Here is a 26,330-nt window from a genome sequence, read left to right on the forward strand (position 1 = left end):
CTTGCCGAGCCGGTTGGCCCGCCTCGTCCGGGGAAAGGGACGGCCGGGGTGACTGCGCTGACCGGCCGGCGGCCCCGGCCAGTAGGTGGGCGGGCCTGGCTGAGTTGATCGGTTCCGGCCGGTGTGTGGCTGGGGCTGGCTGAGTGGGTCGGCTCCGTCCAGTGGGTGTGTGGGTGGGGCTGGCTGAGTGGGGCGCCCCGCCCAGTGGGTGAGTGGCGGGTCTGGCTGAGGGGGGGCGGCACTGAAAGGCCGGCGGCGGCGTCCGCTGTCGGTGAACCGGGTCCGCTGTCGGTGAACCCGGCCGGGTTCCGGGCGCCGGACGTGCTTGGCTGGCGGAATGGAGATCGTGATTCTTGGCGGTACGGCATGGCTGGGCCGCGAGCTGTCCCGGCAGGCGGTGGACCGTGGCCACCGCGTGACCTGCCTGGCCCGTGGCGAGAGCGGGCCGGTCGCGGACGGGGCGCGGCTGGTGGGCGCCGACCGGCGTGACCCCTCGGCGTACGAGCCGCTGCTGGACCGCGACTGGGACGCGGTCATCGAGGTGTCCTGGCAGCCCGGTTTCGTCCGCGGGGCACTGGAGGCGCTGGGCGGCCGGGCGGGGCACTGGGCGTACGTGTCGACCGGCAACGTCTACGCCTCCCACGCCACCCTGGGCGCGGACGAGTCCGCGGCCCTGCTCGACCCGACCGACCGCGACGAGGTCGGCCGCGAGCTGTACGGGGAGGCGAAGGTCGCCTGCGAGCAGGCGTCCGTGGCCGCCGTCGGCGATCGCCTCCTCATCGCGCGCGCCGGTCTGATCGGCGGGCCGGGCGACCACAGCGGACGCTCCGGCTACTGGGTGGCCCGCGCCGCGCGCGATCCGCAGGGGCCGATGCTGGTGCCCGACATGCCGGATCGGCCGACGCAGGCGGTCGACGTGCGCGACCTGTCGGCCTGGCTGCTGGACGCCGCGGAGAAGGGCACCACCGGCACCTACAACGCCGTCGGTCCGGTCGTCCCGTTCGCGGAGTGGGTCGAGATGTCCCGCGCTGTCGGCGGGCACACCGGTCCGGTGGTCGCCGCTCCGTCGGAGTGGCTGCTGGAGAACGGCGTGGCCGAGTACATGGGGCCGGAGTCGCTGCCGATGTGGGTGGCCGACCCGGACTGGGTGGGGTTCTCGGCGCGCAGCGGGTCGGCGGCGCTCGACGCGGGGCTGCGTCACCGGCCCCGGGAGGAGATGCTGGCCGACACGCTGGCCTGGGAGCGCGAGCAGGGCCTCGACCGGGAGCGACGCTCCGGCCTCAGCGCGCGGCGCGAACGCGAGCTGCTCGACGCCCTCGGCTGATCACCCTTCCAGCCTTCCGCCCGGCCCTTCCGGAGTCCTTCCCGAAGGGCCTTCGCCCGGCATTCCGGCCGCTCCCGAAGGGCCTTCGACGGGCGGCTTTCCGCCTGGTCCCGAGGGGTCCTTTGAGGGACCCGCCTGGTCCCGAGGGGTCCTTTGAGGGACCCGCCTGGTCCTGAGGGGCTCACCCGGTCCCGAGGGGCCTTCGACCGCCCCTTCGTCCGGCCCTTCGGGAGTCATGTCTCCTTGGGGTGTCATCCGCCCGCCACCTGCCGAAGGGCGGCGGGCGGCGGCGTCTCACTCGGAGGTGTGCTCCCAGCCGTCCACCCCGCCCGGCACCGGCGCCTGCGGGTCGTACGGGGTGCGGGTGAAGACGAAGGTGTTGATGTCGAGGTGGTCGGGCGCGGCCCGCAGCGTCTCACCCGCGTAGTAGCCCTCCAGCCCCACCCACGTGCCGTCGTCGCGCGGCGCGAACCGCGAGGCCCGGCCGGCGCCGTTCATCGGCGCCAGCGACAGCATGCGGTCCGGCAGCAGCCGCAGCACGTACGGGGCGGGCCCCCAGTGCCACACCCCGGTCAGCGCCAGCAGCTCGGGGTCGGCCGGCGAGGGACGCCACTGCTCGGGCAGGCGCGGTTCGTGTTCGGCGAGGATGTCGAGCAGGTCCAGCGGCAGCGACCGGCTCACCCCGGAGGTGACGTTGGCCAGGTACACCACGCCGACCCGGTCGGCCGGGTCGGCCCACACCGTGGCCAGGAAGCCGGGCATCGACCCGGTGTGCCCGGCCAGCCGCCGCCCCGCGTGCCGGGTGAGCTGCATGCCCAGGCCGTAACCGCTGGTCCAGGCGTCGCCGTCGTCGACCGTGGCCGGTTCGCGCATCTCGGCGAGGGTGTCGGCCGACAGCACGCCGCCGGTCTCGCCCGCCACGAACGCCGCCCACCGGGCCAGGTCGGCGGCCGACGACCACAGCTGCCCGGCCGGCGCCATGGCCCCGGCGTCGTGCTCCGGCTCGCGCAGCAGCACGTCGGCGTACGGGTGGACGGCGTAGCCGGTGGCATGGGGCGGCGCGGGCCGGTCGATGACGGAGCGCATGCCCAGCGGCTGCAGGATCTCCTCGCGCACGGCGCTCAGCCACGGCACGCCGCGCAGCCGCCCGGCCAGCTCGCCCAGCAGCGCGTAGCCGACGTTGCTGTAGTGGAAACGGCGGCCGGGCCGGTGCTTGAGGTCGTCGGGCGACAGCCGTGCCAGCAGCCCGTCGGCGGGCAGGCCGGGGGTGCGTTCCCACCAGTCGGTGGGCGGCTCGGCGCTCAGCCCGCCGGTGTGCGACAGGAGCTGCGCGACGGTGACGTCGCCGGCGGGCGCCTCGGGCAGGTGCTTGCCGACGGGGTCGAGCAGGTCCAGGCGGCCCTCGTCGCGCAGCCGCATGACCAGCACGGCCACCAGCGACTTGGTGATCGAGCCCAGCCGGTAGCGGGTGTCGGGCGTGGGGGCCGTGCCGTCGTCGAGGTGGCCCCGCGCGCCGAACCAGGCGAGCCGGCCGTCGCGCACGATGCCCGCCACGATCGACGGCACCCGGTTGCCCGACTGGTCCTCGGCCAGGCGGCGCAGCAGCGCCCGCGCCGCCGCCGGGCCGACCCGCCCTTGCGGGGAGTCGGTGTGGTCGTCCGCCGGGGGGTGGGCCGTGAGGCCGAGCGCATCGTCCATGACCGCCCACCCTATCGCTCAGAAGGGGGTCAGCTCAGGTCCGATCAGCTCTCCCTGATGCGGCTGTGGGTGCGCCTGGTCGTGGTAGTAGTGACCGGCGTACCAGACGACGACGTTCGTGCCGTCGATGCTCTCGCCGTTCAGCCACCGGTTGACGGCCGCCCGGTCGCGCGGGCCGGGGTTGCCGTCGTCCAGCTCGGCCGGGTGGTGGCGCAGGAACCACAGGTCCGACACTCCGTAGGCGTCGGCCGTCCCGTCGTACGGGCCCGGGTGGATGCGGTAGCCGTGGCCGGAGGACTTGTCACGCACCTGCCAGTACCGCCCGTCGGCCCGCCGCCGCGACGTCTCGCGGATGACGGGCACCGGGTCGGGGCTGATGGGGCCGGCGTCGATCTGCTCCACCACGTCGTCGGCGGCGCCGCCGATGTCGAAGTCGAAGCGCCAGTACGCGTGATGGCGGTGCACCTTGCAGGTCATCGGGTTGGCGGTGGCGGCGAAGCCGAACCTCGGCCGGATGGAGCCGTCGTCGCCGAGCCGCCAGTCGCTGGCGTAGCGGTACCAGCCGGCCGCCAGCTCGCTGACGATGCGCAGCTCCTCGCCGTCGTGGTGGAAGGCCACGCCCTGGAAATTGCCGGAGTCGCTGTCGGTCCGTTCCAGGATCGTGCGCGGCGGCGACGTGCACAGCCGCCAGCCCCATCCGACCGGGTCGGAGCCGGCGGCGGAGAAGCGGGTCTCGAAGCTCGCGTCGTCGCGGAAGGTGGTGCCCTGCTCGTACTCGACGTTGAGGACGGGCACGTGCGCCTGCCGCAGCGCGAGCCGGCCCCGGTAGCGGACGTTGCGCAGCTCCACGCCGCCGCCCACGCCCGGGTTCTGCGGCGCCGAGGCGCGCGGCCGTACGACCAGGAGGTCCCACAGCACGGTGTCGCCGCGCAGCACCTTGACGTGGACCTGGTCGGGGCCGCCGCGGTCGGCCAGCGCGTCGACGCCCTCGGGCACGGTGTGCTCGCAGTCGTGGTGCATGCGCAGGTCGATGCCGGCCGGGGTCCAGTCGACGGCGCGGTGGGTGAGGTCGACCGCCACGATCCGGTGCCGTACGCCGGTCGGGTCGGACGGGGTGTAGACGCCGAGGGTGGGGCGGCGCACGGTGGTGCCGTCGGGGTTCTCCAGGTCGGCCAGCGGCGGCATCGGCCGGTAGACGACGACGTCGTCGCCGGGCGGGAAGGCGGGGTCGGCGCGCAGGACGGCCGCGGCCGCGGTCAGCTCGCCGGCGCTGGGCTGCGGCCGGAACGCGCTGGGCCGCACCTCGGCCTCCTCGGGCCGGTCGAGCGTGCCGCGCAGCTCCACCGCGCGGTTGCCGATCGGGTCGAACACGGTCGCCCGGAACGGTGCCGCGGGTCCGGGGTCGTGGCCGAGGGCCGCGGCGTGCGGCACGATCAGCCCTTCGGCGTCGCCGACGCCCAGCTCGGCGAGGACCTGCCGGTGCCCGGCGACGGCCTGGCGTAACCGGTCGGTGCTGAGGCCGGCGCGTGGCACGGCCTCGATCTCGATGCGTACGTCGTCACTCATGCGCGGTGTTCCCCCGCTTCCGGCTCGAGGTCGGGCCCCCGAGCCTTCATACCGCCTGCCAGGCCCGGCCGGTAGGCCCGATTCGCCCGGGAAACCGGTCCTATCGGGGTGGGGTGGCGTCGAAGGCGTCGAGGATGACCTTGGTCGCGTCGAGGTCACGGCCGGTGGGTCCCAGGCGCGCCACGCCGATCGCGCCGGGCCAGGTGTGGCCGGCGCCGCGCAGCGTGTACAGCCGGACGGACGCGCCGCCGCGGCAGCCCGTCCAGCGGTCCAGCCGTACCGTGCCCGCCGGCGCGGAGACGTCGTCCTCGGCGCCGCAGCCCAGCGCCGTCGCCCACGCCCGCGCGCTCCGCTCCACCGGGGGCAGCGTCACGAGCCTGGCCAGGCCGCGCCGCCTGGTGGAGTTCTGGAACGGGTGGCCGCCGCGGTAGGGGACGATCGTGTCGGCGGTGCCGTGGAAGGCCAGGAGGGTGACGGGAGCGGGGTGTTCGCACGGCGAGACGATGTTCAGCCCGGCCACGGCCGCCACCCCGGCCAGCCGCCCGGCGACCGGATCGCCGATGGTGCCGCTGTCCGTGGGGCAGGCCAGCGCGGCGGACATGCCGGCGCCGAACGACATGCCGGCCGCGAACACCCGGCCGCGGTCCACGCACGCTCCCCGCTCCACCCGGTCCAGCAGCGCCCCGAGGAACCCGGTGTCGTCGGGGCCGTAGGCGTGGGGGAGCGTCCAGCCGAGCCGCCCCTGCGCGGCCTGCGGCGTGATGACGATGTAGCCGCGCTCGGCGCCCCGGCGGGGCAGGCGGCTGTAGGCGGCCTGGTCGGCGGCGTTGGAGCCCAGGCCGTGCAGGTCGAACAGAACGGGGTGCGGGCCGCGGCCGCGCGGCAGGGCCAGCAGGTAGACGCGGTCGAGCCCGCCGTACCGGATGGTGGCGCGTCCCTCGCGCAGGGCGGGGCCGCCGCCCGCGCACCCGGCGGCCGACACGCCCGGGCCGGGTGAACCGGGACGGCCGCCGGGTTCGGCCGACAGGGACGGCGAGGCCGGCGACGCGGTGGGAGACGAGGAACGGGGCGCGGGGCGGTCGTCGTGCCCGGTGCACCCGGCCGCCAGCAGCGCGCCGCACAGCAGCACGCCACCCAGCCGCCGCCCGGCCCGCCGGCCCGTTCGCCCGCCCGGCTCCGCGCCCATCACACCTCCCTCTCCCCGTGGTTGTGCCACGCGCGCCCGCACGCCACACCCCGCTCAGCCGTCCGGCTGGACCCACAGCGTGACCGCCAGCACGAGCCCGACGAGGGCCACCAGCGGACGCAGGACCCGGGCGGGCACCCGCCGGGTGACGAGCGGCCCCAGGGTGGAACCGGCGAACAGCCCCACGCTCAGGGGCACGACGGCCGACCAGGCGACCGGCGTGAAGACGGCGAACGCCGCGGCCGAGACCAGCACCCCGGCGCCGAGCAGCATGTTCTTCAGGGCGTTCGCGGTGGGCAGGTGCGGCTCGGAGGTGATCAGCAGCAGCGCGAGGACCATGACGCCCGATCCGGCGCCGAAATAGCCGCTGTAGACCGACAGCGCCACCAGCGCCACGGGCAGCAGCACGCCGCCGTCGCTGTGGCGGCGGAGGGCGGCCAGCCGTGGCTGGACGAGCAGCGCCAGCGACCCGGCGGCCACCAGGAACGGCACGATACGGGCGAACACGCCGGGCGGCGTGGACATCAGCAGCGCCGAACCGGCCGCGCCGCCGAGCCCCGCGACGGGCACCCAGCGGCGCAGCCACGGCCCCTGCCCGGCCAGCTCGGGCCGCGAGGCCAGGGCCGCGCCGGGCCAGCAGGCGACGGCGGCGACGATGTTGGCGACGTTCGCCGCCAGCGCGGGAAGGCCCGCGGCGAGCAGGGCCGGGTAGGAGATGAGGGAGGTGATGCCGCCCGCGGTGCCGACCAGGCCGGCGAGCACGCCGGCGGCGGCCAGCAGCAGGACGTCGCCGACACCGTTCACGCCCGCCCCCGTTGCCGGACCGGGATCGAGTTGGAGGTCATTGAAGAGATGATGCCTTCGCGCGCCGACAGCGCCGATGGCGGGTCGGCGGCCAGAGCCTCACGGGGTGATCTACTTTGTAAAGGCGGGCGCTCGGTCCGGCCGCCCAGCGGTCAGGACCACGACCGGTCGAGGAAGCCGGCGACGAGCGGGGCGATCTCCGGCAGCTTCTCCTCCAGGGCGAAGTGGCCGGTGTCGAACAGGTGCACCTCGGCGTCGGGCAGGTCGCGCAGGTACGCGCGGGCGCCGGGCTCGGGGAAGAACAGGTCGTCGCGGCCCCAGACGATGAGCGTGGCGGGCTGGTGCGCGCGCAGCCACGCCTGCCAGGCCGGGTAGCGCTCCACGTTGGAGTGGTAGTCGAAGGCGAGCGCCACCTGGGCCTCCTTGCGCCCGGGCTGGTCGAGGAAGTGCTGGTCGAGGGTCCAACCGTCGGGTGCGAGGAGTTCGAGGTCGCCCATGCCGGTCTCGTACTGGCCGCGCGTGCCCCCCAGGGTCAGCAGGCCGCGGATGGTCTGCTCGGCGCCCTCGGTCTCCGGCCGCAGCGCGACGAAGTCGCGGGCGCCCTGGGACAGGCCCTCCTCGTAGGCGTTGCCGTTCTGCACGACCAGGCCGGCGATCCACTCGGGGTGGCGCTCGGCCAGCCGGAAGCCGACGGGGGCGCCGAAGTCGAAGACGTACATGACGAACCGCGACAGTCCGAGCTCGCGCACGAACCCCTCGGTGACGTCGGCCAGCCGGTCGAAGCTGTAGACGAAGTCCTCGGGGGCCCGCGTGTGGCCGAAACCGGGATAGTCGGGCGCGATCAGCCGGTAGCGGCTGCCCAGCGCGTCCATCAGCCGGCGGAACTGGTGCGACGCCGACGGGAACCCGTGCAGCAACAGCAGCACCGGGGCATCGGCCCGCTCGGGCGCCGACTCACGGTAGAAGACCTCGACGCCGTCGACGTCGACGCGGCGGTGGATGATGCGGGGGACAACCGGGAACGACATCTCACATGCCTCCTTAGCGGGATGATGCATTAGTAGTTCTATCGGGAAGGTGACTAATGTGTCAATCCGCAGATGTACCATTAGGGGCATGAGTGATCTGGTGCCGCTGACCGGCGAGCCGCTGGCTCTGGACCTGGTGAACACCCGTCCGCTTCTGCCGGAGGGTTCGGCCGACCTGCTGGCGACCCCCGCGGGCCTGGCGGGGTGGCTGTCCGCGCAGGCCGGCCGGCTCGACGGCTCGGGCGTGCTGGAGGCCGGGGTGGACGCGTCCCGGGCCTGGGAGGGGCTGACCGGCGATGACGTGGCCGCCGTCCACGCCGTGCGCGATCACGTGGCGGTGGCGCTGGGCGACGTCCGCCGGGGCGAGCGGCCGTCCGCGGCGGCGCTGGACGGGCTGAACGAGGCGCAGCGGGCCGCTCCCGCGATCCGCGAGCTGACCTGGGACGACCGGACCCCGGGCGACGGCGAGGTCCGGGCAGGGGGCGAGGGTGGTGACAAAGCCGGAGGCAATGCTGGGGACCGGGCGGGGGCGATCGTGGTGAGGCCCCGGCGTTCCGGCCCCCTGAGTGTCCGGCTGGCCGCCTGGCTCGCCGAGGCGGCCGCCGATCTGCTGGCCGACCCGGGGGTGGGGCGCGTCCGCGAGTGCGAGGCCGACGACTGCGTCATGCTGTTCCTGCCGGCGCATCCCCGCCGCAGGTGGTGCTCGGCCGCCCGCTGCGGCAACCGCGCCCGCGTCGCCCGCTACTACCAGCGGCACAAGGCCACCTGACCCGCCACCGCGCACGAGTCGGTGCGCGGGGGAGGTCACCAGAGGTCACCAGGCGTACGCCTCGGGCGCGGGCTTGGCCCCGTTCGGCGCCGGCGGCGGGAACAGCTCGTCCAGCCTGGCCAGGACGCCGTCGTCGAGCGTGATCCGCAGGGCGCGCAGCGAGCCGTCGAGCTGCGCGGCCGTCCGCGGCCCGATGATCGGTCCGGTCACGCCGTCCTGCGCGAGCAGCCACGCCAGCCCGACGTGGGCCGGGTCCTCGCCGATCCCGGCGCACAGCTTCTCGTAGGACTCGATGGTGCGGCGATGCTCGGCCAGCGTGGCGGCCGCGCGCCCTGAACCGCCGCGGGAGGCTCCGCCCTGCTCCTGCTTGCGCAGGACGCCGCCGAGCACGCCGCCGTTCAACGGCCCCCACGGGATCACGCCCACCCCGTAGTGCCGGGCGGCGGGCAGCACCTCCAGCTCGGCCCAGCGGGTCATCAGGTTGTATCGCGACTGCTCGGAGACCAGCCCGAGCTGGTGCCGGGACCGCGCGGACTCCTGCGCCTGCGCGATGTGCCAGCCGGCGAAGTTGGACGACCCGAAGTACAGCACCTTCCCCTGCCGGTGCAGGACGCTGAACGCCTCCCAGATCTCGTCCCACGGCGTGGCCCGGTCGATGTGGTGCATCTGGTAGACGTCGATGTAGTCGGTCCCCAGCCGCCTGAGCGACGCCTCGCAGGCGCGCCGGATGTGCAGCGCGGACAGCCCGCCCTCGTTGGGCCCGTCCCCGGTCGGCAGGTAGACCTTGGTGGCCAGCACCGTCTTCTCGCGCCGGTCGCCGCCGGTGGCGAACCACCGGCCGATGATCTCCTCGGTGACGCCGTCGCCCGGCGTGACGCCGTACACGTTGGCGGTGTCGAAGAAGTTGATGCCGTGCGCGTGCGCACGGTCCATGATCGTGTGACTGTCCGCCTCGGACGTCTGCGGCCCGAAGTTCATGGTGCCCAGCACGAGCCGGGACACCGACAGGCCGGTGCGGCCCAGGTGCGTGTACTGCATGACTCATCCCTCCAGGACGCCTTCGCAATGAAACGTAACGTTACGTTTCGAGGCGAGACGCTATAGGGGGGCGCTGCGCCATGTCAAAACTGAACGTTACGTTTCGGTAGGGTGGCCTGGTGACCGACAGCAAGACGCGCCGGGGGCCGCGCTCGCGCGAGGCGATCCTCCAGGCCGCCAGCGACCTGTGCGGGGAGCTGGGCTACGCCGCCGTGACCATGGAGGCGATCGCCGTCCGCGCCCGCGTCGGCAAGCCGACGCTGTACCGTTGGTGGCCCTCGAAGGGAGCGGTCTTCCTCGACGTGGTCCGCGACAAGATCGTCGAACCCGCCATCGAGCTCCCCGACACCGGAGACATCGCCCGGGACCTGCGTGCCTGGATCCGGGGCTTCGCCGGGCTGTTCACCGACCCGCACGCGCGGCAGCTCCTCGTCGGGCTGCTCGGAGCCGCCCAGACCGACGCCGAGCTGGCCGCGATGCTCCGCGAGAAGGTGCAGCGCCCGCTCCAGGCCGGCAACCGGCGGCGCATCGCCGCCGCCCAGGCGGCCGGCGAGCTCCCCGCCATGGACCCGGTCCTGCTGGAGGAGCTGCTCATCGGGCCGCCGTGGTACCGGCTCCTGGTGTCCGGGGAGCCCGTCACCGTGGAGTACGCCGACGCGCTGGTGGACGCGGTCCTCGGCCGGCCGCCGGCGGATGGGAGGCTCGCCGGGGGGTGAGCGCGGCGGCGCAGGAGACGGGCGTCAGCCGAGCGTGGCGGTGTCGATGACGAACCGGTAGCGGACGTCGGAGGCCAGGACGCGCTGGTAGGCCTCGTTGATCTGGTCGGCCGAGATCAGCTCGATGTCGGCGCCGAAGCGGTGCTCGGCGCAGAAGTCCAGCATCTCCTGCGTCTCGGCGATGCCGCCGATCATCGACCCGGCGTAGGAGCGCCGGGCACCGATGAGGGAGAACACGTTGAGGCTCAGCGGCTCGCCGGGGGCGCCGACGTTGACCAGCGTGCCGTCGACGGCGAGCAGGCCGAGGTAGGCGTCGACGTCGATGCGGGCGCTGACCGTGTTGACGATGAGGTCGAACCGGCCGGCCAGCCGCTCGAACGTGTCCGGGTCGCCGGTGGCGTGGTAGTGGTCGGCCCCGAGGCGCAGGCCGTCCTCCTGCTTCTTCAGCGACTGCGAGAGCACGGTGACCTCCGCGCCCATCGCGTGGGCGATCTTGACGGCCATGTGCCCGAGCCCGCCGAGCCCGACGACGGCGACCTTCTTGCCCGGGCCGGCGCCCCAGTGGCGCAGCGGCGAGTAGGTGGTGATGCCGGCGCACAGCAGCGGCGCCGCGGCCGCCAGGTCGATGCCCTCGGGCACCGACAGGACGAAGTCGGCGTCGACGACGACGTGCGTGGAGTAGCCGCCCTGCGTGACGGTGCCGTCCCGGTCGGTGCCCGCGTAGGTGGGCACCATCCCCTCGAGGCAGTACTGCTCGTCGCCGTTGCGGCAGTTGACGCACCGGCCGCAGGAGTTGACCATGCAGCCGACGCCGACGCGGTCGCCCACCCGGTGCCGGGTGACGTCGGCGCCGACCTCGGCGACGATGCCGACGATCTCGTGGCCGGGGACCACGGGGTAGGGCTGGAGTCCCCAGTCGCCGTTGACGGTGTGGATGTCGGAGTGGCAGATGCCGGCGTACTTGATCTCGATGAGGACGTCGTTGGCGCCGACGGCGCGCCGTTCGATGACCGTGGGGGCCAGCGGCGCGGCGGCGGCCGGTGCGGCGTAGGCGTGGACACGCATGAAGATCGCTCCTTTGGTGCGGGGTCGTTCCCCGTGCATAGGGCCAGGTGAGGTGGCCGCTGTCCATCCAAGACGCCAGCGCGGACGGGAGGAAGGCACTGCTGAAGGGTGTAACGACAGGGCACCCCTCGCGGGCGGAGGAGAAGCGGAGGGCCGAACCCGGCGCGAACCGGGCGAGTCGCTCGCGGAAATGCCGCTCACCTGGGCGGTTGCGGCATGCCTGGCGGGAGGGGTACGCTCACATGCTCAATCCCAAAAATGAGCGGCGCTTCACAGACCTCCCGTAAGGAGAATACCACGGCATGAGTCAGCGTCAAGATGCTCTCGCGGAAGCCCTTGACAAGGAACAGGCCACTGTTTCGATGCTCTACGGCCACCTCGACGCGGCCAGGGCCCGGGCGGAGGAGGCGTTGCGGGCGGCGTACCTGCGGTCGGGCGGCACCCGGCAGGCCCGGGTCGAGCGGGAGGTGGTGGCGGCCGAGCAGGCGCGGCGGCTGGCCCGACTGCGGGCCGTGGAGCGCGGCCTGTGCTTCGGCCGGATCGACGACGTCGCCGGGCGGACGCTGTACGTCGGCCGGATCGGGCTGCGCGACGACGAGCACGAGTCGGTGCTGATCGACTGGCGCGCCCCGGCCGCCCGCCCCTTCTACGTCGCCACGGCCGGCGACCCCGACGGCCTGCTGCGCCGCCGCCACCTGCACCTGAAGCAGCGCACGGTGATCGGCCTGGACGACGAGGTCTTCGACCTGGAGCGCATGAGCGCCGGCGACCGGCGCACGCTCGTCGGCGAGGCGGCGCTGCTGGCCGCGCTGCGGCGGGGCCGCACCGGCCGGATGGGCGACGTCGTGGCCACCATCCAGACCGAGCAGGACCGGGTGATCCGCTCCTCGCTGCAGGGCGCCCTGGTCGTGCAGGGCGGTCCCGGCACCGGCAAGACGGTCGCCGCGCTGCACCGCGCCGCGTACCTGCTCTACACCCACCGCGACACGCTGGAACGGCGGGGGGTGCTGGTGATCGGCCCCAACGCGATGTTCCTGCGCTACATCGGCCAGGTGCTGCCGTCGCTGGGGGAGACGCAGGTCGTCATGGCGACGCTCGCCGAGCTGTTCCCGGGCGTGCGGGCCACGGCGTCCGACGATCCGGCGACCGCCGCGGTCAAGGGCGACGTGCGGATGGCGCGCGTCGTGCGGGACGCGGTGCGCGCCCGCCAGCGCGTTCCCCGCGGCGACCTGGAGGTGCCGCTCGACGGGCTGACGCTGCGGGTGCCGCACGAGACCTGCGTGCGGCTGCGTGACCGGGCGCGCGCGGTGCGGCTGAGCCACAACATGGCGCGCAAGCTGTACGTCACCGAGCTGCTCAAGGAACTGGCCCGGGCCGAGGCGCGGGCGCTGGAGGACTCGCTGCGCCTGGCCGAGATGGAGCTGGAGGACCCGGAGCTGGACGGGCCGCTCGACCTGGAGGACGAGCTGGACGAGGTGGACATCGACCTGGCCGCCCGCCGGCTGTGGCAGGAGCCGCCCGTGCGCGCGGCGATCGACGCGCTGTGGCCCGAGCTGACCCCGCAGCGGTTGATCTCCGAGCTGCTGTCCGACTCCGACACGCTGTGGGACGTGTGCCCGTCCGGCCTGGACTGGCCCGCGCTCGTCCGGCCGGCCGGCGCGCCGTGGACGGCCGGCGACGTCCCGCTGCTGGACGAGGCCGCCGAACTGCTCGGCGAGGACGACTCGGCGGCCCGCGTCGCCTCCCGCGAGGCCGAGGCCGAGTGGTCGGAGCAGGAGCTCTACGCCCGCGAGGTGCTGGAGTCCACGGGCCTCATGGACGAGGGCGTCTTCCAGCGGGCCGACGTGCTGGCCGGCCGGCACGCCGACGACGGCGAGGAGCCGACCACCGCCGAGCGGGCCGCGGCCGACCGGACGTGGGCCTACGGCCACGTGATCGTGGACGAGGCGCAGGAGCTGTCGGCGATGGCCTGGCGGGCGGTGATGCGGCGGGTCCCGGCCAAGTCGCTGACGATCGTGGGCGACATCGCGCAGACCGGCTCGGCGGCCGGCGCCCGTTCCTGGGCGCAGGCGCTGGACCCGCACCTGGAGGGCCGCTGGCGGGAGGAGCGGCTGCTGGTCAACTACCGGACGCCGGTGGAGATCATGCGGGTGGCGGCCGACGTGCTGGCCTCGGTGGCGCCGGGGGAGGAGCCGCCGCGGTCGGTGCGCGAGGGCGGGGCCGAGCCGCGGGCGGTGCGGTGCGCGACGGCCGGGCTGCCGGCGCTGGTGGCCGGCGAGCTGGCCGCCGTGGGGGACGGCCGCGTCGGCGTGATCGTCCCGGACGCCCGGCACGCGGAGGTGGCGGCGCTGTTCCCGGGGGAGGACCTGGAGGAGCCGGTGGTGGCGCTGACCGTGACGCAGTCCAAGGGGCTGGAGTTCGACGCGGTCGTGGTGGTCGACCCGGCCGGGATCCTCGCGCAGTCGCCCCAGGGTGGCCAGGACCTGTACGTGGCGGTGACGCGGGCCACGCGCCGGCTGACGGTCGTGCACGACGGCGACCTGCCGGAGGTGCTGTCGCGGCTGCGCCAGTGAGATCTACTTTGTAAAGGCCCAGGCCGCCCCGGCTTCGGGGCGGCCTGGGCCTCACGGCGCCTGGAACCATGCCTTGACCTGGTCCATCACCCGGCCTGGGACAGGGTCGTCCGGAAGGTAGATGCGTAACTGGCCGCGTCCGCCCAGGGCTCCGAACTCCTTGGTGACCGCCGTCATGTGCCCCTCCGGCGAGACGTGGACGTTGGAGTCGGCGGCGATCACCACATGCCCGGTGCGCCGGGCGATGTCCAGCGGGTAGCGGCCGGCGCCGATGTTGCAGTTGGCGAGCAGGATGACGTCGTGCCGCTGAAGCCCCGGACTGTTCAGCAGCAGCGCCGCGGTCTGCTTGGCGTCCAGGGTGTGCTCGCCGATCATGTTGCCGTCCTCCGTGCCGTGCCCGTCGACATAGAAGGCGCCGTCGACGCGCTTGACGTTGCGGGCCGACACCGTCAGGGCCCGGTCGCCCGGGTGGTCGAGGTCGCGCAGCCACACGCCGGCGTCCGTCCGCTCGACGTGCTCGTCGAGGTGGTGGCGCAGCTCGGGGGTGAGCGGGGGTCTCATCCGCGGCACCGCGATCGCGACCGAGTCGGCGGCGCGGCCGTCGGGGACCTGCACGACCAGCAGGTGCCGCTCGTGCCACGATTCCTGTACGGCCAGCACCTTCAGCCGTACGCCTGCCCGGAAGAGGGCGTGGGCGGGCTTGCCCGACAGGCCGGAGACGTCGACGTACTCGCCGGGCCCTGATTATCAGCCGCACGCTTTCCGGCTGTTCGCCCAGGCGGGTGGGGGTGTCGACGCCTTCCAGCAGCCCGTGGAAGCTCACGGTGGCGCCGGGGCGCATGCCCGCGGGCAGCCGGTCGACGGGGACCCGAGTGAGGACGCTCTCCTGCCGGTGCGTCCCGGTGGCGTGCTGGGTCAGCAGGTCGAAGCGGTGCATGAGGCCGTCGTGCCAGCCGCCCACGCCGAGCCGGTCGAACGAGGGCCGCAGCGCGGCCAGCGCGTCCCTGCGCGTGGCGAAGTCGGTGGGAGCCAGCCGGTTGTCGCCCATGGTGAAGTGCCCGGGCTCGTGCGTGTCCTGGCCGAAGGTGTAGACGTCGGTGCGCCTGATGCCGCCGGCCACGCTCCGGCTCAGCTCGGCGCTGCCGTAGTCCTGGTGGACGGCGTCGCCTGACCGGTACGTGGCCGGCACGTCCATGCCGAGTGCCCGCGCGACCAGGGCCGCGGCCTCCACTCGGGTGGCGGACTCCCCGGTGTGGCGCACCGCGGTCACCCCGTCGGCGAAGGTGACGACGTCGGCGTGCAGGTCCTCGACGTCCAGGGGCCGCGAGTGGCGCACGCCGGTGGCGACGCTCTCGTGCAGGCCGCCGTGCAGGTCGTACTCGGCGAGCGTCGTGTGCGGGTCGTGCGCCCCCCACGCCGCGGGACCGTGATCCGGCGCGGCCGGGTCGTGCGGCGTGCCGTCGCCGCCCGGCCTGCCGACGTGCGGGTTCCAGCTCGCCCAGTGGGCGTCCGCGGCGCCGACGGCTCCCGAGGTGACGCCCTTCAGCAGCCGCGTCAGGTCGAGCCGGCTTCCGCGAACGCCTCACGCATGTCGTGGAGCACGCCGCGGATGCGCTCGGCCACCTGGGCCGAGGCCTGCCCGGACCGCGCGAGGGCAAGGGGCGAAGCGGTGTAGCCGTCGCCCGTCATATCCCGCTGACCTCCCCCGTCACACCGGTATCGTACAGCTCGTCCGAATTCACTCCTGCCTGCGCGCCGCCCGCCTGAGCTCGTCGAGGATCTCGAATTCCTCCGCCGTCAGGTCGCCCGCCACGCTCAGGGTTCCCTCGGAGGTGTGGATGATGATCGGCTCAGGCCGCTCGTCCTGCTCCGGGAGGACCTCGAAGAGCGGCGGTCGCGCCGACGTGATCTACTTTGTAAAGGCGCCGGGATTGTCCGCCTCGCCCTGCTCCTCGGCGAACAGGTCCTCGGCGACAGCGTGGATGCGGTGGACGACCATGTCGAGGGCGCGCAGCGTGTCGGTGTCGAGGTGGTCGAGGATGCGGCGGTAGTGCTGGATGCCGTCGTCCTGGATGCGCTCGATGAGCTCGGTGCCCTCGGCGGTCAGCTCGACGCGGCGCACGCGCCGGTCGTGCGGGTCCTCGTGCCGGCTGACCAGGCCCTGGGCGACCAGGCGGTCGACGATGCCGGTGACCGTGCCGAGGCCGACGCCGAGGTCGTGGGCGAGCTCCTGGCCCGAGGCCGATCCGCGGACCGCCAGCACCATGACCACCTTGAGCTGACGCATCGTCAGGTTGGAGGTGAACAGGGGCGACTGGTGCCGGGCGAAGGCCCGCCCGAGGTCGCGCTGGGTCTGCGTGATCCGGCGGATCAGGTCGTCGCGTTCGTCGTCCACTCTCACCTCTTCGCTTCCTGAGAAGCTTATCAGGAAGCTCGCCTTGCCCTAAATATTCGCATGGAGCGAAGTGTTAGTCTCGGGGCGAACTCTTGGAGGGACCCCTCATGACCGCATTCGCCCGGTTGAGCCTTGCCAACCGCAGCCTTGTCGTCTTGGTCGCGCTCGTGCTCAGCGCATTCGGCGCGTTCACGATCCCGCAGTTGAAACAGCAGTTGCTGCCGTCGCTGGCCTTCCCCGGCGCCTTCGTGATCGCCTCCTACCCGGGGGCGTCGCCGGAGATCGTGGAGGACCAGGTCACCGAGCCGCTGGAGGAGGCCTTCCAGGGGCTCGACGGCATGGAGAAGATGACCTCGACGTCGAAGGAGGGGCTGGCGCAGGTCCAGGTCTCCTTCGAGTACGGCACGGACGTCGAGGCGTCGGTGAGCAAGATGCAGCAGGCCATCAGCCGGGTGCAGCCCCAGCTCCCGTCGGGGGTGGAGCCGCAGGTCGGCGCGGGCAACACCGATGACATCCCGGTGATGGTGCTGGCGGTGGGCGACGGCGGCGACCCGCGGGCGATGGCCGACAAGCTGCGCCAGATCATGCTGCCGAAGCTGCAGGCCGTCGAGGGGGTACGGGAGGCGACGGTCTCGGGCACCCGCGACGAGGTCGTGACCATCACCCCGGACCTGGGCAAGATGGCCAAGGCCGGAGTGTCTCCGACGCAGATCCCCGAGGTGCTCAAGGCCAACGGCACGCCGGTCCCGGCCGGGACGCTGACCTCCGACGGCAGGTCGCTGACGGTCCAGGTCGGGGCGCGGATCGACAGCGTGGCGAAGCTGAAGGGCCTGTACCTGACGCCCGCCCAGCCGCAGACCTCCGCCCAGGCCGCGCCGACCTCCCAGGCCCAGGCGGGCCGCCCCCAGCCGGGGCAGCCCCAGGCGGGCCGGCCGCAGACGGCGCAGGCCCAGCCGGCCGCGCCCAAGCTCAAGCCGGTCAAGCTGGGTGACGTCGCCACCGTGGAGCGCGGCCTGGCCGACGCGACCTCGATCACGCGGACCAACGGCAAGACCAGCCTCGGCGTGTCGGTCACCATGACGCCCGACGGCAACGCGGTGAGCATCTCCCATGACGTGCGCGAGGAGCTGCCCGAGCTGACCAAGGCGCTCGGCGACTCCACCGACACGGCGGTCGAGGTCATCTTCGACCAGGCCCCGTACGTGGAGGAGTCGATCGAGAACCTCACCACCGAGGGCCTGCTCGGCCTGGCGTTCGCGGTGCTCGTCATCCTGGTGTTCCTGCTGTCGATCCGCTCCACGCTGGTGACCGCGGTCTCGATCCCGCTGTCGGTCGTCATCGCCCTGATCGCGTTGTGGGCCGGCGACTACTCGCTCAACATGCTCACGCTGGGCGCGCTGACCATCGCGGTCGGCCGGGTGGTGGACGATTCGATCGTCGTGCTGGAGAACATCAAGCGCCACCTCGGCTACGGCGAGCCCAAGCTGCGGGCGATCCTGTCGGCGGTGCGCGAGGTGTCGGGCGCGGTGACGGCCTCGACGCTGACGACGGTCGCGGTGTTCGCGCCGATCGCGGTGGTCGGCGGCATGGTGGGCGAGCTGTTCGGGCCGTTCGCGGTCACGGTCGCGGTGGCGCTGATCGCCTCGCTGCTGGTGTCGCTGACGGTGATCCCGGTGCTGGCGTACTGGTTCCTCAAGGCGCCCGACCTGACCCCCGAGCAGGCCCGCGCCCAGCGCGAGGAGGCCGAGGCCAAGGAGCTGCGCAGCCCGCTGCAGCGCGCCTACCTGCCGGTGCTGCGCTTCGCGACCCGCTTCAAGCTGGTGACGCTGCTCATCGGGGTGGTCGTCTTCGTCGGCACCATGGGCCTGGCCGGCCGGCTGGAGACCAACTTCCTCGACTCCTCCGGCCAGAACACGATCTCGGTCTCGCAGCGCATGCCGGCCGGCACCGATCTGGCCACCACCGACGCGGCGGCCAAGAAGGTCGAGGCCGTGCTGGACGACCTGGACGGCGTCGAGTCGTACCAGGTGACGGTCGGCGGCGGCAACGCGCTGCAGGGCGGGTTCGGCGGCGCGTCCGGCGCGGACCGGGCCTCGTACTCCCTGACGCTCGCCGAGAAGGCCGACACGCCGAAGGTGGAGCAGGCGCTGCGGGACCGGCTGTCCGGCATGACGGACGTCGGAGAGGTCCGCGTCGGCGGTTCGGGCGGCGGCGGGTTCTCCTCCGACACGGTCGACGTCATCGTGCAGGCGCCCGACGGCGCCGCGCTGAACGCGGCGGCCGACCAGGTCAAGGCGGCGATGGGCGAGGTGTCGGGCCTGCGGGACATCACCTCCAACCTGGAGGCCAGCGCGCCCCGCGTGGACGTGCGGGTGGACCGGGAGAAGGCGGCGGCCAAGGGCCTGACGGAGGCGCAGATCGGCCAGAGCGTGGCCCAGGCCTTCCGCGGCGCGCCCCTCGGCCAGCTCACCCTCGACGGGCGGGCCAGCGACCTGGTGCTGCGCGTCGGCGACGCCCCCGACGACGTCAAGGCGATCGAGAACCTCAAGCTGGCGACGGCGTCCGGCATGGTCAAGCTGTCCTCGGTGGCCGAGGTGCAGCAGGTGGCGGGCCCGACGCAGGTCACCCGCATCGACGGCGACCGCTCGGCCACGCTGTCGGCCAAGACCACGAGCAGCGACCTGGGCAGCGTCACGCAGGCGCTGAAGACCCGCCTGGACAAGCTGAAGCTGTCCGGCGGCGCCACCCACCAGATCGGCGGCGCCTCGGCCGACCAGCAGCAGGCGTTCTCCGACCTGGGCATGGCCATGCTGGCGGCCATCGCGATCGTCTTCATGATCATGGTGGCGACGTTCCGCAGCTTCGCCCAGCCGCTCATCCTGCTGGTGTCGATCCCGTTCGCCGCGACCGGCGCCGTCGGCCTGCTCGTGGCGACCGGCACCGCGCTGGGCGTGCCGGCGCTGATCGGCATGCTCATGCTCATCGGCATCGTGGTGACGAACGCGATCGTGCTGATCGACCTCATCAACCAGTACCGCGAGCAGGGGCTGGGCATCGTCGAGGCGGTCATCGAGGGCGGCCGGCGCCGGCTGCGCCCCATCCTCATGACCGCGGTGGCCACGATCTGTGCGCTGACGCCGATGGCGCTGGGCGTGACCGGGTCGGGCGGGTTCATCTCGCAGCCGCTGGCGATCGTGGTCATCGGCGGCCTGATCACCAGCACGCTGCTGACGCTGGTGCTGGTGCCCACGCTGTACGTGATGCTGGAGCGGGCGAAGGAGCGGATGCGCCGCCGCCCGGCCGAGCCGAAGCCCGAGGAGCCGAAGGTCCTGGCGTCCACGCCGTGAGCTTCCCGCGCGGGACGTGACGCGAGCCCCGGCCGCCGGCCGGGGCTCGCGCTTTCTATGATCGACGCATGCCTCTAGGTCACATCGGAGTCAACGTCCGCGACCTCGCCCGGGCCAAGGCGTACTACGACGAGTTCCTGCCGCTGGTGGGCTTCGAGAGCTTCTTCGCCGCCGAGGACGAGTTCTCCTACCGTCCGGCTGACGGGAAGCCGGGTACGTACCTGTTCTTCTACCCGGCGCTGGAGGACGGCGACTACTCGCGGCACCGTCCCGGTCTGCAGCACCTGGCCTTCATGGTGAGGACCCGCCAGGAGGTGGATCGCCTGCACGCGTGGGCGAGCGCCCGCGGCGCGGACGTGCTGCACCGGCCCCAGGAGTTCCCGCAGTACGGCCCCGCCTACTACGCCACCTTCTGGACGGGGCCCGACGGCGTCACCCTGGAGGTCGTCTGTCATCGATGATCGGCTGACGCGGGACGCGCGGCGGCGGGGCCGCGGGCGAAGCGGGTCAGCAGGTTCGTCGTCGCCCTGCGGGTGAAGGCGGCGGCCGACTCGGGCACGCCGTGGCCGCAGCGCCGTCCCCGCATGCCGCAGACCCAGCGCATCGTGCCCGAGGCGAACACCCCCGCCCCGCTGGGCGCCGTGTAGTACGTGCTGTTGGAGGAGGTGGCGCGTCCCCCGCAGGAGAAGTGCGACTCGGCCAGCACCTCGACGTCGCGGGGCGAGCCGGGCGAGACCCGGTCGGTCTCCACCCCGGCCATGCCGGGGAAGCTGGTGCCGTGGGTGCCGGCGAAGATCCAGTGGTGGGGGCGGCTGACGGTGTAGACGCCCTCGGCCGGGAAGCAGTCGTACATCTCGCCCACCAGCGCGCTCTCCGGCCGGGTCTCGCGCCAGCGCAGGCACCGTTGTTCCTTGTCGCACTCGACGGTCCGGTCGTGCAGGCCGATGCGCCAGTAGACGGCGTTCGCGCCGAGGAAGGCGAGGTTGGTCCCCCGGTCCCTGGCGCGGGTGACGGCCTCGCGCATCTGCGGCGACCAGTACTCGTCGTGGCCGAGCGAGATCACCGCGCGGGCCCCGTCGAGCGCGCCGGGCTTGAGGTCGAGGCTGGTCAGGTACGCCAGCGGCACGCCGCTGCGCTCGGCGACGGCGAACGCCTCCTGCTCGAAGGCGAGGAAGAGCCGCGCCCCGGACCCGTCGTACGGCCGGTCGAAGGTGACGGCGCGGGAGCGCCCCTCGAACCCGCCCGGCCCCTGGTAGAGGCTGCGCCCGCCCCACAGGTTGTACGCCTGCCAGGTGGTGACGGCGTCGACCATGACGACGCGGCCCTGGACGGAGGCCGAGCGCACGGTCACCGGCACGTATCGCTGGGCTCCCGTGGAGGCGTCCAGCCTGATCAGGTAGGGGCCCTCGGCCCAGCCGGTGGTGTCCACCGTGAGGGAGGGCCGCCAGTGCGCCGCGGTGACGGTGCCGTCAACGGTCCTGGCGGGGGCCTGCCGCTGCCCCTTGACCTGCGGTGACTTCCAGACGGCCGTGGGCCGGGCGCCCATACGGAAGGCGACGGCGGTGAAGCGGGGCGCGGTGGTCGAGACGCGCAGCCCGAACCGTTCGCCGGGCAGGACGCTGACGTGGTCGGCGTAGCCCTCGATCTCGTGCTCGGCCCCGCGCCTGGCCAGGTGCCACGAGGCCGGCAGCTTCACCGCCGGCGCGGAGGCGGCGGGCGACGGGGACGCGGGCGAGGGCGCCGGCGTCGTCGGTGCGGGTGTGGCGGCCGGCGGCTGGGCCGAGCACCCGGCGGCCACGAGAGCGAGAACGAGAACGATGATCAACTTGCGCACCGGGCAATGATCACAGGCGGCCCTCACCCGCGCGCGCGACTTGGCGAACTCCTTGCCCTCGATGGCGTCGAGGTCACGGGGAGACGCGCCGGCGACGGCTTGCCCACCTGTGCCGGTCACCTGGCCTTGGCGAGGTCGGCGGCCGAGATGGGACGGAAGGTGGACAGCGCCGCCACCAGGTCGGCCTCGGTGACACCCGAGCCGTTGAGCATGACCAGCGCATCGCCCGACCTGGCGAAGAGGGTGACCCAGGAGGTCCCGTCACCGGTCCGGACCCATCGGTCTCCCGGGAGCGTCTTGCAGTGCAGCCGGACTTCCAGGTTCTCGGTGACCGCCAGGCAGGAATCGCGCGGGGTTCCGGCCGCGGAGGGCCAGACCGTGACCTGGATCTCGGAGAATCCCCGGGTCGGCGTGGCGTCCCGCCAGTACTCCAGCCAGGTGGACGGCTCCGGTTCCTGCTCTCCGGTGGCGTTGAGAGTCACGCTGACCAGTTCGTAATCCCGGAGCGCCGGAGCGATCAGCGGCACGCCGGACCTCTCGAAGCTGCGGACCTTCCACCAGGCCAGGATCTGCGGCTTGTGCTGCGCCGCGCCCCATGCTCCGAGGGGCACCACCACGACCAGGGCCACCGCCCACCAGCGGCCGGGCGACATGAACGACCACGCCGACAGGGGGAAGCCGACGGCGCCACCGACCACGTAGACAGGGACGACGAGGGCCGGCAGAGAGCCGATCAGCTCCGGCTCCGGCACCGGCACCAGCACGGCGAGGGCGCCGATGAGCAACCACGTCGCGGAGCCCCCGACATGACCGACCGCGCCCCAGCGCGGCAGCCCGGCCAGCCGCGCGCCCACCGTGCCCAGGATCATCGCCAGGAGGAGCGTCAGGAGGGACATGGCCGGCGGGAGCGGGATCTCGTCGAACTCTTCCCTCCGTATGTACGCGAAGACGACGGCCGTGGGGATGCTCGTCGCCAGTCCGATGAGAGCCGCACGCCCCACGACCGCCTTGGTCGATAAATGGTGCATGTCTCCATTGTCGGAGCTGATCCACTTCGCCAGCTCAACTGAAGAGCGTGGAGCGGGGGAGAGGAACTGCTCCGAACGCACCCCGCCCCGGGCAGTGCCTCGCGAGCTCAGAGCGGGTCGCGCCGCAGGACGAGTTTGGTGGTGCGCGCGGCGTAGGCGGTGGGGGCGTCGTCCCAGTCGGCGAGCAGGGTGGTGACCCGCTCGGCGGGGAAGCCGGAGGCGCGCAGGAACTCCAGGAGTTCGGGGAGCACGGCGCGGGGGTGGGAGACGCCGGCGTGGAGGGTGGCCCCGGTGGCGTACATGCGCATGACGGGGACCCGGGTGCCGCGGCCGAGGTAGTAGCCGACGGCGGTGCAGACGCCGCCGGGTGCGAGCGCCGCGACGGCGCGGCGCAGCCCGGCCGCGCGCGAGGTGGCCTCGACCGTGATGTCGTAGCGGGTCCGGACGGTGTCGACGACCGTGGCCCCGAGGGACTCGGCGATCCGGCGACGGCGGGGGTGCGGGTCGAGGTAGTGGACGCTCGCCCCGTGGGCGGTGGCGAGGCCGGCGGCGTACAGGCCGATGCTCTGGGCGCCGCCCCCGAGGACCAGCACGGTGGCGTCCGGGCGTCCTGCCAGGTGCGGGACGACCGCGCGCCAGGCGTCGGCGAGGTTGTCGCTCGCCGCGGCCGCGCGCAGCGGCGGCACCCCGTCGGGGACGGGCACCAGCATGTGGTCGGCGAAGGGCACCCTGAGCTGGTCGGCGACCATGCCGCCCCACGGGCCGCACGCCGGGCCGAATCCGTAGGCGGCCAGCTCCCCTCGCGCGGTGGTGGCGCACTTGGACGTGAGGCCGCGGGCGCAGCGATGGCAGGTGCCGCAGGACACCGACCACGGCACCACGACGGTCTGCCCGACCCGCAGGCGCCGGACGTCGGCGCCGACGGCCACGACCTGGGCGACGCACTCGTGACCGATGCCGAACGGCCCGCGGAAGGCGACGTCGCCGCAGATCGCCGCGACGACCGGGTCGACGAGGCCGAGGGCGATGCCCGCCTGGAGGGCGCGGGAGACGGGCCGGTGGATCGGCAGGGTGTCGCCGTCGCAGCGGCCCGCCAGGAACGGCCGGACGATGGCGTCGCCCGCTTCGGCGAGGGTGGGGGCCGGGCGGTCCCGCCAGGCGAGGCGGCCGCTGCGCACGAACGCCAGCTCCCGTACCGTGGGCCGGTTCATCGGGATCGAACACCTCCAGGGGGCGGTCTCCTCACCGTTGTTATAACGAGCGTTATAACAGCAGTTCACGGTAGCCTATAACGCACGTCATAGCCATGGGGGTGCTCACGTTGCCGCAGCCCGAGCAGCGCACCAGGGAACGCATCATCGTCGGCGCCGCCGACCTCATCAGGCGGCGGGGCCTGGCCGGCAGCACGGTCCGGGACCTGGCCACCCACTCCGGGGCGCCGCTCGGATCGACCTATCACTACTTCCCGCGCGGCAAGCAGCAACTGGCCGCCGAGGCGGTCCGCTTCGCCGGAGAGCTCGTCACCCGGGTGCTGGAGCGTGAGCTGCGGGCCGGACCGGCGGCCGGGGTGCGGGCGTTCCTGGGCCTGTGGCGGCAGACGGTCATCGACAGCGACTTCGCGGCGGGGTGCCCGGTCCTGGCGGTCGCCGTCGAGGAGCCGCCGGGGGAGGGCGACCCGGAGGCGATCACCGCCGCGGCCGAGGTGTTCACCGCCTGGGAAGACCTGCTGTCCGCGTCGCTGCGCGAGCACGGGGCGAGCCCGCGGCAGGCGGCGGGGCTGGCCACCCTGATCGTCGCCTCCGTGGAGGGAACCGTCGCGATGTGCCGGGCCAAGCGCGACATCCAGCCGCTGGACGACGTGGCCGCCCAACTGGAGACCCTCATCGGCGCGGCCGTCACGACCTGACTTCTCGGGTTGTCAGGACAGGGCGGCGCGGATCGCGGCGGCCCGCTCCGCAGTGAAGACGCCGCTGTCGAGCAGGGCCAGGATCGACGTCACCCCGCCTGCGGAGCCCCAGCCCCCCTCGTCCACGGTGCGCAGGTTCACCCACCAGGTCGGCGCCGGGACCGCCACCCCGCACGCCTCGGCCAGCGCCGCGAGGATCCGCTCGATCACCTCGGCGCGGACCCGCCGGTTCCAGTCCGCCTCCATCGCCGCGACATCGACCTGCATCACGTCCTGACCGGAATCGCCGGCCAGCGCCCCGCCGATCGCGATCATGTCCGGAGCGCGTTCGACGAAGTGCACCTGGAAGCCGACGCGCGCCGCCGCCACGAACTGCCCGATCTCCGGCACCAGCACCGCGTCGGTCAGCGTGCGCGCTGGCCCCACCCTCTATAACGCTCGTTATAACACTGACGGTGACGGTATCAGGCGCTGGAGACGGACCCTCGGTCGAAGATTTGCTGATATCTCAGCTCTCTCCTACTGTGATGCCAGATGGCTCGCCGACCACGGGGTGCCGGATGGACCTACGAGACGGGAGGCTGTCGTGACCACTGCACTCATCATCGGCGACATCCAGCGGGGCATCACGGGCACGTACCCCTTCGCCAGGGACGTCGTGCCGCCGCTCGCCGGCCTGCTCCCGCGCGCCCGCGCGGCCGGCGCGCTCGTGGTGTTCGTGCACTTCGCCTTCCGGGGCAACGGGGCCGACGTGCCGCCGGGCAGCGCGCTGCTGCAGACGTTCTACGAGGCGGGGGACGCCTTCCATGAGGGAACGGCCGGAACCGAGATCGACCTGCCGGTCGCCGAGGAGGACGTCGTCGTGCTGAAGCGCCGCGCCAGCGCGTTCGCCGGCACGGACCTCGACCTCGTGCTCCGCGCGCGCGGGGTGGACTCCCTCGTGATCGCCGGTGTCGCGACCAGCGCGATGGTGGCTGCGACCTGCTACGACGCGGCGGACCGCGGCTACCAGGTGAGCGTGCTGCGTGACGGTTGCGCCGACGGCGATCCGGCGATGCACGACTTCTTCATGGACGCCGTCTTCCCCAGCCGCGGATTCGAGGTCGTGACCTGCGCCGGTTGGCGGGCAGAACCACGATCGTGAACGCCGCGTCGCCCGACCGGGCGGCGTACTTCACGGGCGGCCGCCGCGGTCAACGGTGGCGAGCTGATCGTCTGACCCCGGCCGTCCAGGCAGGCGAGGCTACGGCGCCGGCATCTCGATGGGCGCCCTGCTGACGGAGACGCTTTTCGCCAGGGCCTGGAGCACGTCGCGGTGCACGCGCTCGCACCGCCTGCGCATGGCCTCGCGGGTGCCGTCAGCGTCGCGCTCGCGCAGCCGCTCGGAGACGGCCTTCAGCTCTCCGGGCGGGCTCACGGCCTCGGGGGCGATCAGCGCGGCCATCCGCAGGACCCGCTCCAGCTCGTCGAGCACGTCGACGATCGCCTTGCCGAACCGGTTGTTGCCGCCGGCGGCGGCGATGACGGCCTCGAACTCGATCCCGGCCCGCAGCGATTCCTCAAGTCCCACCTCGCCCGCCGCGAGCGCGAAGGGCACCTTCGCCAGCGCGTCGAGCCGTTCCAGCGCCGGCGCCTCGACGCCTCGGCGGGCGGCGGTGGCGGCGGCCTCGACGGACAGCACCGTCCGCAGGGCGCAGAGGTCGTCGGTGTCCTGGAGCGTGATCGGGCTGACGACGTAGCCCGCGCGGGGAAGCGCGTCCACGAGCCCGTCGCGCCTCAACCGGGCGAGCGCCTCGCGTACGGGCGTCTTGCTGATGTGCCATTGCCTGGCGAGCGACGCCTCGCTGAAGCTGCTGCCGGGCGGGAGCGTCAGGTCGATGATCTGGCGCCTGATCGCCCGGTATGCCTGAGTGGTGCGGTCGAGGTCGACTTCGTCCGTGCCGACCAGCAGCAACGCGGGAATGTGCACCATGGGCATCCCTCAGTATATCACTCCGATGCCTAAATATCTTTACACAACTGATTGATATCTTAGTTACACCTGACCCTGCTG

The 26,330-nt window shown here is 73.3% G+C and carries 23 protein-coding genes; 8 read left to right on the forward strand and 15 right to left on the reverse strand.

The features are described from left to right. Positions 1-337 precede the first annotated feature (337 nt). A complete protein-coding gene (locus HTZ77_RS17210; protein WP_175590599.1) occupies positions 338-1,324 on the forward strand; it encodes an NAD-dependent epimerase/dehydratase family protein in 987 nt (328 codons plus the stop codon). Between the two features lie 294 nt (positions 1,325-1,618). Here HTZ77_RS17210 and HTZ77_RS17215 read toward each other — a convergent pair whose 3' ends face one another. The 5 genes from HTZ77_RS17215 to HTZ77_RS17235 form a co-directional block, all read right to left on the reverse strand. Then, positions 1,619-3,022 carry a serine hydrolase domain-containing protein gene (locus HTZ77_RS17215; RefSeq protein WP_175590600.1) on the reverse strand — a complete coding sequence of 468 codons (1,404 nt, stop codon included), beginning with the start codon at positions 3,020-3,022 and terminating at the stop codon, positions 1,619-1,621. Positions 3,023-3,040: 18 nt separating this feature from the next. After that, on the reverse strand, positions 3,041-4,588 hold the full coding sequence (locus HTZ77_RS17220; RefSeq protein WP_175590601.1) for a hypothetical protein: 1,548 nt from the start codon (positions 4,586-4,588) through the stop codon (positions 3,041-3,043). Between the two features lie 100 nt (positions 4,589-4,688). Continuing rightward, on the reverse strand, positions 4,689-5,774 hold the full coding sequence (locus HTZ77_RS17225) for an alpha/beta hydrolase family esterase (protein ID WP_175590602.1): 1,086 nt from the start codon (positions 5,772-5,774) through the stop codon (positions 4,689-4,691). Between the two features lie 54 nt (positions 5,775-5,828). Next, positions 5,829-6,578: a sulfite exporter TauE/SafE family protein gene (locus HTZ77_RS17230; protein ID WP_175590603.1), complete on the reverse strand. Its 750-nt coding sequence runs from the start codon at positions 6,576-6,578 to the stop codon at positions 5,829-5,831. Between the two features lie 152 nt (positions 6,579-6,730). Then, positions 6,731-7,606: an alpha/beta fold hydrolase gene (locus tag HTZ77_RS17235; protein WP_175590604.1), complete on the reverse strand. Its 876-nt coding sequence runs from the start codon at positions 7,604-7,606 to the stop codon at positions 6,731-6,733. An 88-nt stretch (positions 7,607-7,694) separates the two neighbouring features. Here HTZ77_RS17235 and HTZ77_RS17240 point away from each other — a divergent pair, with 88 nt between their 5' ends. After that, positions 7,695-8,375, forward strand: a complete 681-nt coding sequence (locus HTZ77_RS17240; protein WP_175590605.1) for a CGNR zinc finger domain-containing protein — start codon at positions 7,695-7,697, stop codon at positions 8,373-8,375. A gap of 45 nt (positions 8,376-8,420) precedes the next feature. Here the strand turns inward: HTZ77_RS17240 and HTZ77_RS17245 are convergent, their stop codons facing one another. Next, a complete protein-coding gene (locus HTZ77_RS17245) occupies positions 8,421-9,413 on the reverse strand; it encodes an aldo/keto reductase (protein WP_175590606.1) in 993 nt (330 codons plus the stop codon). Positions 9,414-9,532: 119 nt separating this feature from the next. Between HTZ77_RS17245 and HTZ77_RS17250 the strand changes: the two genes are divergently transcribed. Then, entirely contained in the window at positions 9,533-10,129 is a 597-nt protein-coding gene (locus HTZ77_RS17250) for a TetR/AcrR family transcriptional regulator (protein ID WP_175590607.1), read from the forward strand. A gap of 24 nt (positions 10,130-10,153) precedes the next feature. Here HTZ77_RS17250 and HTZ77_RS17255 read toward each other — a convergent pair whose 3' ends face one another. Continuing rightward, complete coding sequence (locus HTZ77_RS17255; protein ID WP_175590608.1) at positions 10,154-11,194, reverse strand: NAD(P)-dependent alcohol dehydrogenase; 1,041 nt, start codon at positions 11,192-11,194, stop codon at positions 10,154-10,156. Between the two features lie 302 nt (positions 11,195-11,496). Here HTZ77_RS17255 and HTZ77_RS17260 point away from each other — a divergent pair, with 302 nt between their 5' ends. Continuing rightward, complete coding sequence (locus HTZ77_RS17260) at positions 11,497-13,767, forward strand: HelD family protein (RefSeq protein WP_175590609.1); 2,271 nt, start codon at positions 11,497-11,499, stop codon at positions 13,765-13,767. Between the two features lie 51 nt (positions 13,768-13,818). Here HTZ77_RS17260 and HTZ77_RS17265 read toward each other — a convergent pair whose 3' ends face one another. The 3 genes from HTZ77_RS17265 to HTZ77_RS17270 all read right to left on the reverse strand — a co-directional run bounded on the left by HTZ77_RS17265 (position 13,819) and on the right by HTZ77_RS17270 (position 16,168). After that, a complete protein-coding gene (locus HTZ77_RS17265; RefSeq protein ID WP_175590610.1) occupies positions 13,819-14,427 on the reverse strand; it encodes a hypothetical protein in 609 nt (202 codons plus the stop codon). An 894-nt stretch (positions 14,428-15,321) separates the two neighbouring features. Beyond that, positions 15,322-15,456, reverse strand: coding sequence for a hypothetical protein (locus tag HTZ77_RS47490; RefSeq protein WP_268960012.1), 135 nt, complete (start codon positions 15,454-15,456; stop codon positions 15,322-15,324). 220 nt (positions 15,457-15,676) lie between these two features. Continuing rightward, the gene (locus tag HTZ77_RS17270; RefSeq protein ID WP_328808629.1) at positions 15,677-16,168 is read right to left on the reverse strand and encodes a MarR family winged helix-turn-helix transcriptional regulator; all 492 of its coding nucleotides are present in this window, start codon (positions 16,166-16,168) and stop codon (positions 15,677-15,679) included. Positions 16,169-16,269: 101 nt separating this feature from the next. On the opposite strand from HTZ77_RS17270, the gene HTZ77_RS17275 reads away from it, so the two are divergent. Further along, positions 16,270-19,509, forward strand: coding sequence for an efflux RND transporter permease subunit (locus tag HTZ77_RS17275; protein ID WP_175590611.1), 3,240 nt, complete (start codon positions 16,270-16,272; stop codon positions 19,507-19,509). A gap of 68 nt (positions 19,510-19,577) precedes the next feature. Further along, the gene (locus tag HTZ77_RS17280; protein ID WP_175590612.1) at positions 19,578-19,970 is read left to right on the forward strand and encodes a VOC family protein; all 393 of its coding nucleotides are present in this window, start codon (positions 19,578-19,580) and stop codon (positions 19,968-19,970) included. On the opposite strand, the gene HTZ77_RS17285 is transcribed toward HTZ77_RS17280, so the two are convergent. The 3 genes from HTZ77_RS17285 to HTZ77_RS17295 form a co-directional block, all read right to left on the reverse strand. After that, positions 19,961-21,343, reverse strand: a complete 1,383-nt coding sequence (locus HTZ77_RS17285; RefSeq protein ID WP_175590613.1) for a N,N-dimethylformamidase beta subunit family domain-containing protein — start codon at positions 21,341-21,343, stop codon at positions 19,961-19,963. The genes HTZ77_RS17280 and HTZ77_RS17285 overlap by 10 nt on opposite strands. A 116-nt stretch (positions 21,344-21,459) precedes the next feature. Beyond that, positions 21,460-22,371 (reverse strand): hypothetical protein, encoded by a 912-nt coding sequence (locus HTZ77_RS17290; RefSeq protein ID WP_175590614.1) that lies wholly within the window; start codon positions 22,369-22,371, stop codon positions 21,460-21,462. A gap of 107 nt (positions 22,372-22,478) precedes the next feature. Continuing rightward, complete coding sequence (locus HTZ77_RS17295; RefSeq protein WP_175590615.1) at positions 22,479-23,582, reverse strand: zinc-dependent alcohol dehydrogenase; 1,104 nt, start codon at positions 23,580-23,582, stop codon at positions 22,479-22,481. Between the two features lie 95 nt (positions 23,583-23,677). On the opposite strand from HTZ77_RS17295, the gene HTZ77_RS17300 reads away from it, so the two are divergent. Further along, positions 23,678-24,277: a TetR/AcrR family transcriptional regulator gene (locus tag HTZ77_RS17300; protein ID WP_175590616.1), complete on the forward strand. Its 600-nt coding sequence runs from the start codon at positions 23,678-23,680 to the stop codon at positions 24,275-24,277. 12 nt (positions 24,278-24,289) lie between these two features. Here the strand turns inward: HTZ77_RS17300 and HTZ77_RS17305 are convergent, their stop codons facing one another. Continuing rightward, positions 24,290-24,703, reverse strand: coding sequence for a hypothetical protein (locus HTZ77_RS17305; protein WP_205302843.1), 414 nt, complete (start codon positions 24,701-24,703; stop codon positions 24,290-24,292). Positions 24,704-24,863: 160 nt separating this feature from the next. Between HTZ77_RS17305 and HTZ77_RS17310 the strand changes: the two genes are divergently transcribed. After that, complete coding sequence (locus HTZ77_RS17310) at positions 24,864-25,421, forward strand: cysteine hydrolase family protein (RefSeq protein ID WP_175590617.1); 558 nt, start codon at positions 24,864-24,866, stop codon at positions 25,419-25,421. A gap of 99 nt (positions 25,422-25,520) precedes the next feature. On the opposite strand, the gene HTZ77_RS17315 is transcribed toward HTZ77_RS17310, so the two are convergent. Continuing rightward, entirely contained in the window at positions 25,521-26,249 is a 729-nt protein-coding gene (locus tag HTZ77_RS17315; RefSeq protein ID WP_205302745.1) for a GntR family transcriptional regulator, read from the reverse strand. Positions 26,250-26,330 lie beyond the last annotated feature (81 nt).

The organism is Nonomuraea montanisoli (genome assembly GCF_013363975.1).
Classification (GTDB): Bacteria; Actinomycetota; Actinomycetes; order Streptosporangiales; family Streptosporangiaceae; genus Nonomuraea; species Nonomuraea montanisoli.

What these genes read in the sequence shown, in the direction of transcription:
- HTZ77_RS17210 (WP_175590599.1), top strand. Translation starts at nt 338, where the DNA reads ATGGAGATCGTGATTCTTGGCGGTACGGCATGGCTGGGCCGCGAGCTG.
- HTZ77_RS17215 (WP_175590600.1), bottom strand. Translation starts at nt 3,022, where the DNA reads ATGGACGATGCGCTCGGCCTCACGGCCCACCCCCCGGCGGACGACCAC.
- HTZ77_RS17220 (WP_175590601.1), bottom strand. Translation starts at nt 4,588, where the DNA reads ATGAGTGACGACGTACGCATCGAGATCGAGGCCGTGCCACGCGCCGGC.
- HTZ77_RS17225 (WP_175590602.1), bottom strand. Translation starts at nt 5,774, where the DNA reads ATGGGCGCGGAGCCGGGCGGGCGAACGGGCCGGCGGGCCGGGCGGCGG.
- HTZ77_RS17235 (WP_175590604.1), bottom strand. Translation starts at nt 7,606, where the DNA reads ATGTCGTTCCCGGTTGTCCCCCGCATCATCCACCGCCGCGTCGACGTC.
- HTZ77_RS17240 (WP_175590605.1), top strand. Translation starts at nt 7,695, where the DNA reads ATGAGTGATCTGGTGCCGCTGACCGGCGAGCCGCTGGCTCTGGACCTG.
- HTZ77_RS17245 (WP_175590606.1), bottom strand. Translation starts at nt 9,413, where the DNA reads ATGCAGTACACGCACCTGGGCCGCACCGGCCTGTCGGTGTCCCGGCTC.
- HTZ77_RS17255 (WP_175590608.1), bottom strand. Translation starts at nt 11,194, where the DNA reads ATGCGTGTCCACGCCTACGCCGCACCGGCCGCCGCCGCGCCGCTGGCC.
- HTZ77_RS17260 (WP_175590609.1), top strand. Translation starts at nt 11,497, where the DNA reads ATGAGTCAGCGTCAAGATGCTCTCGCGGAAGCCCTTGACAAGGAACAG.
- HTZ77_RS47490 (WP_268960012.1), bottom strand. Translation starts at nt 15,456, where the DNA reads ATGACGGGCGACGGCTACACCGCTTCGCCCCTTGCCCTCGCGCGGTCC.
- HTZ77_RS17275 (WP_175590611.1), top strand. Translation starts at nt 16,270, where the DNA reads ATGACCGCATTCGCCCGGTTGAGCCTTGCCAACCGCAGCCTTGTCGTC.
- HTZ77_RS17280 (WP_175590612.1), top strand. Translation starts at nt 19,578, where the DNA reads ATGCCTCTAGGTCACATCGGAGTCAACGTCCGCGACCTCGCCCGGGCC.
- HTZ77_RS17290 (WP_175590614.1), bottom strand. Translation starts at nt 22,371, where the DNA reads ATGCACCATTTATCGACCAAGGCGGTCGTGGGGCGTGCGGCTCTCATC.
- HTZ77_RS17295 (WP_175590615.1), bottom strand. Translation starts at nt 23,582, where the DNA reads ATGAACCGGCCCACGGTACGGGAGCTGGCGTTCGTGCGCAGCGGCCGC.
- HTZ77_RS17300 (WP_175590616.1), top strand. Translation starts at nt 23,678, where the DNA reads ATGGGGGTGCTCACGTTGCCGCAGCCCGAGCAGCGCACCAGGGAACGC.
- HTZ77_RS17315 (WP_205302745.1), bottom strand. Translation starts at nt 26,249, where the DNA reads ATGGTGCACATTCCCGCGTTGCTGCTGGTCGGCACGGACGAAGTCGAC.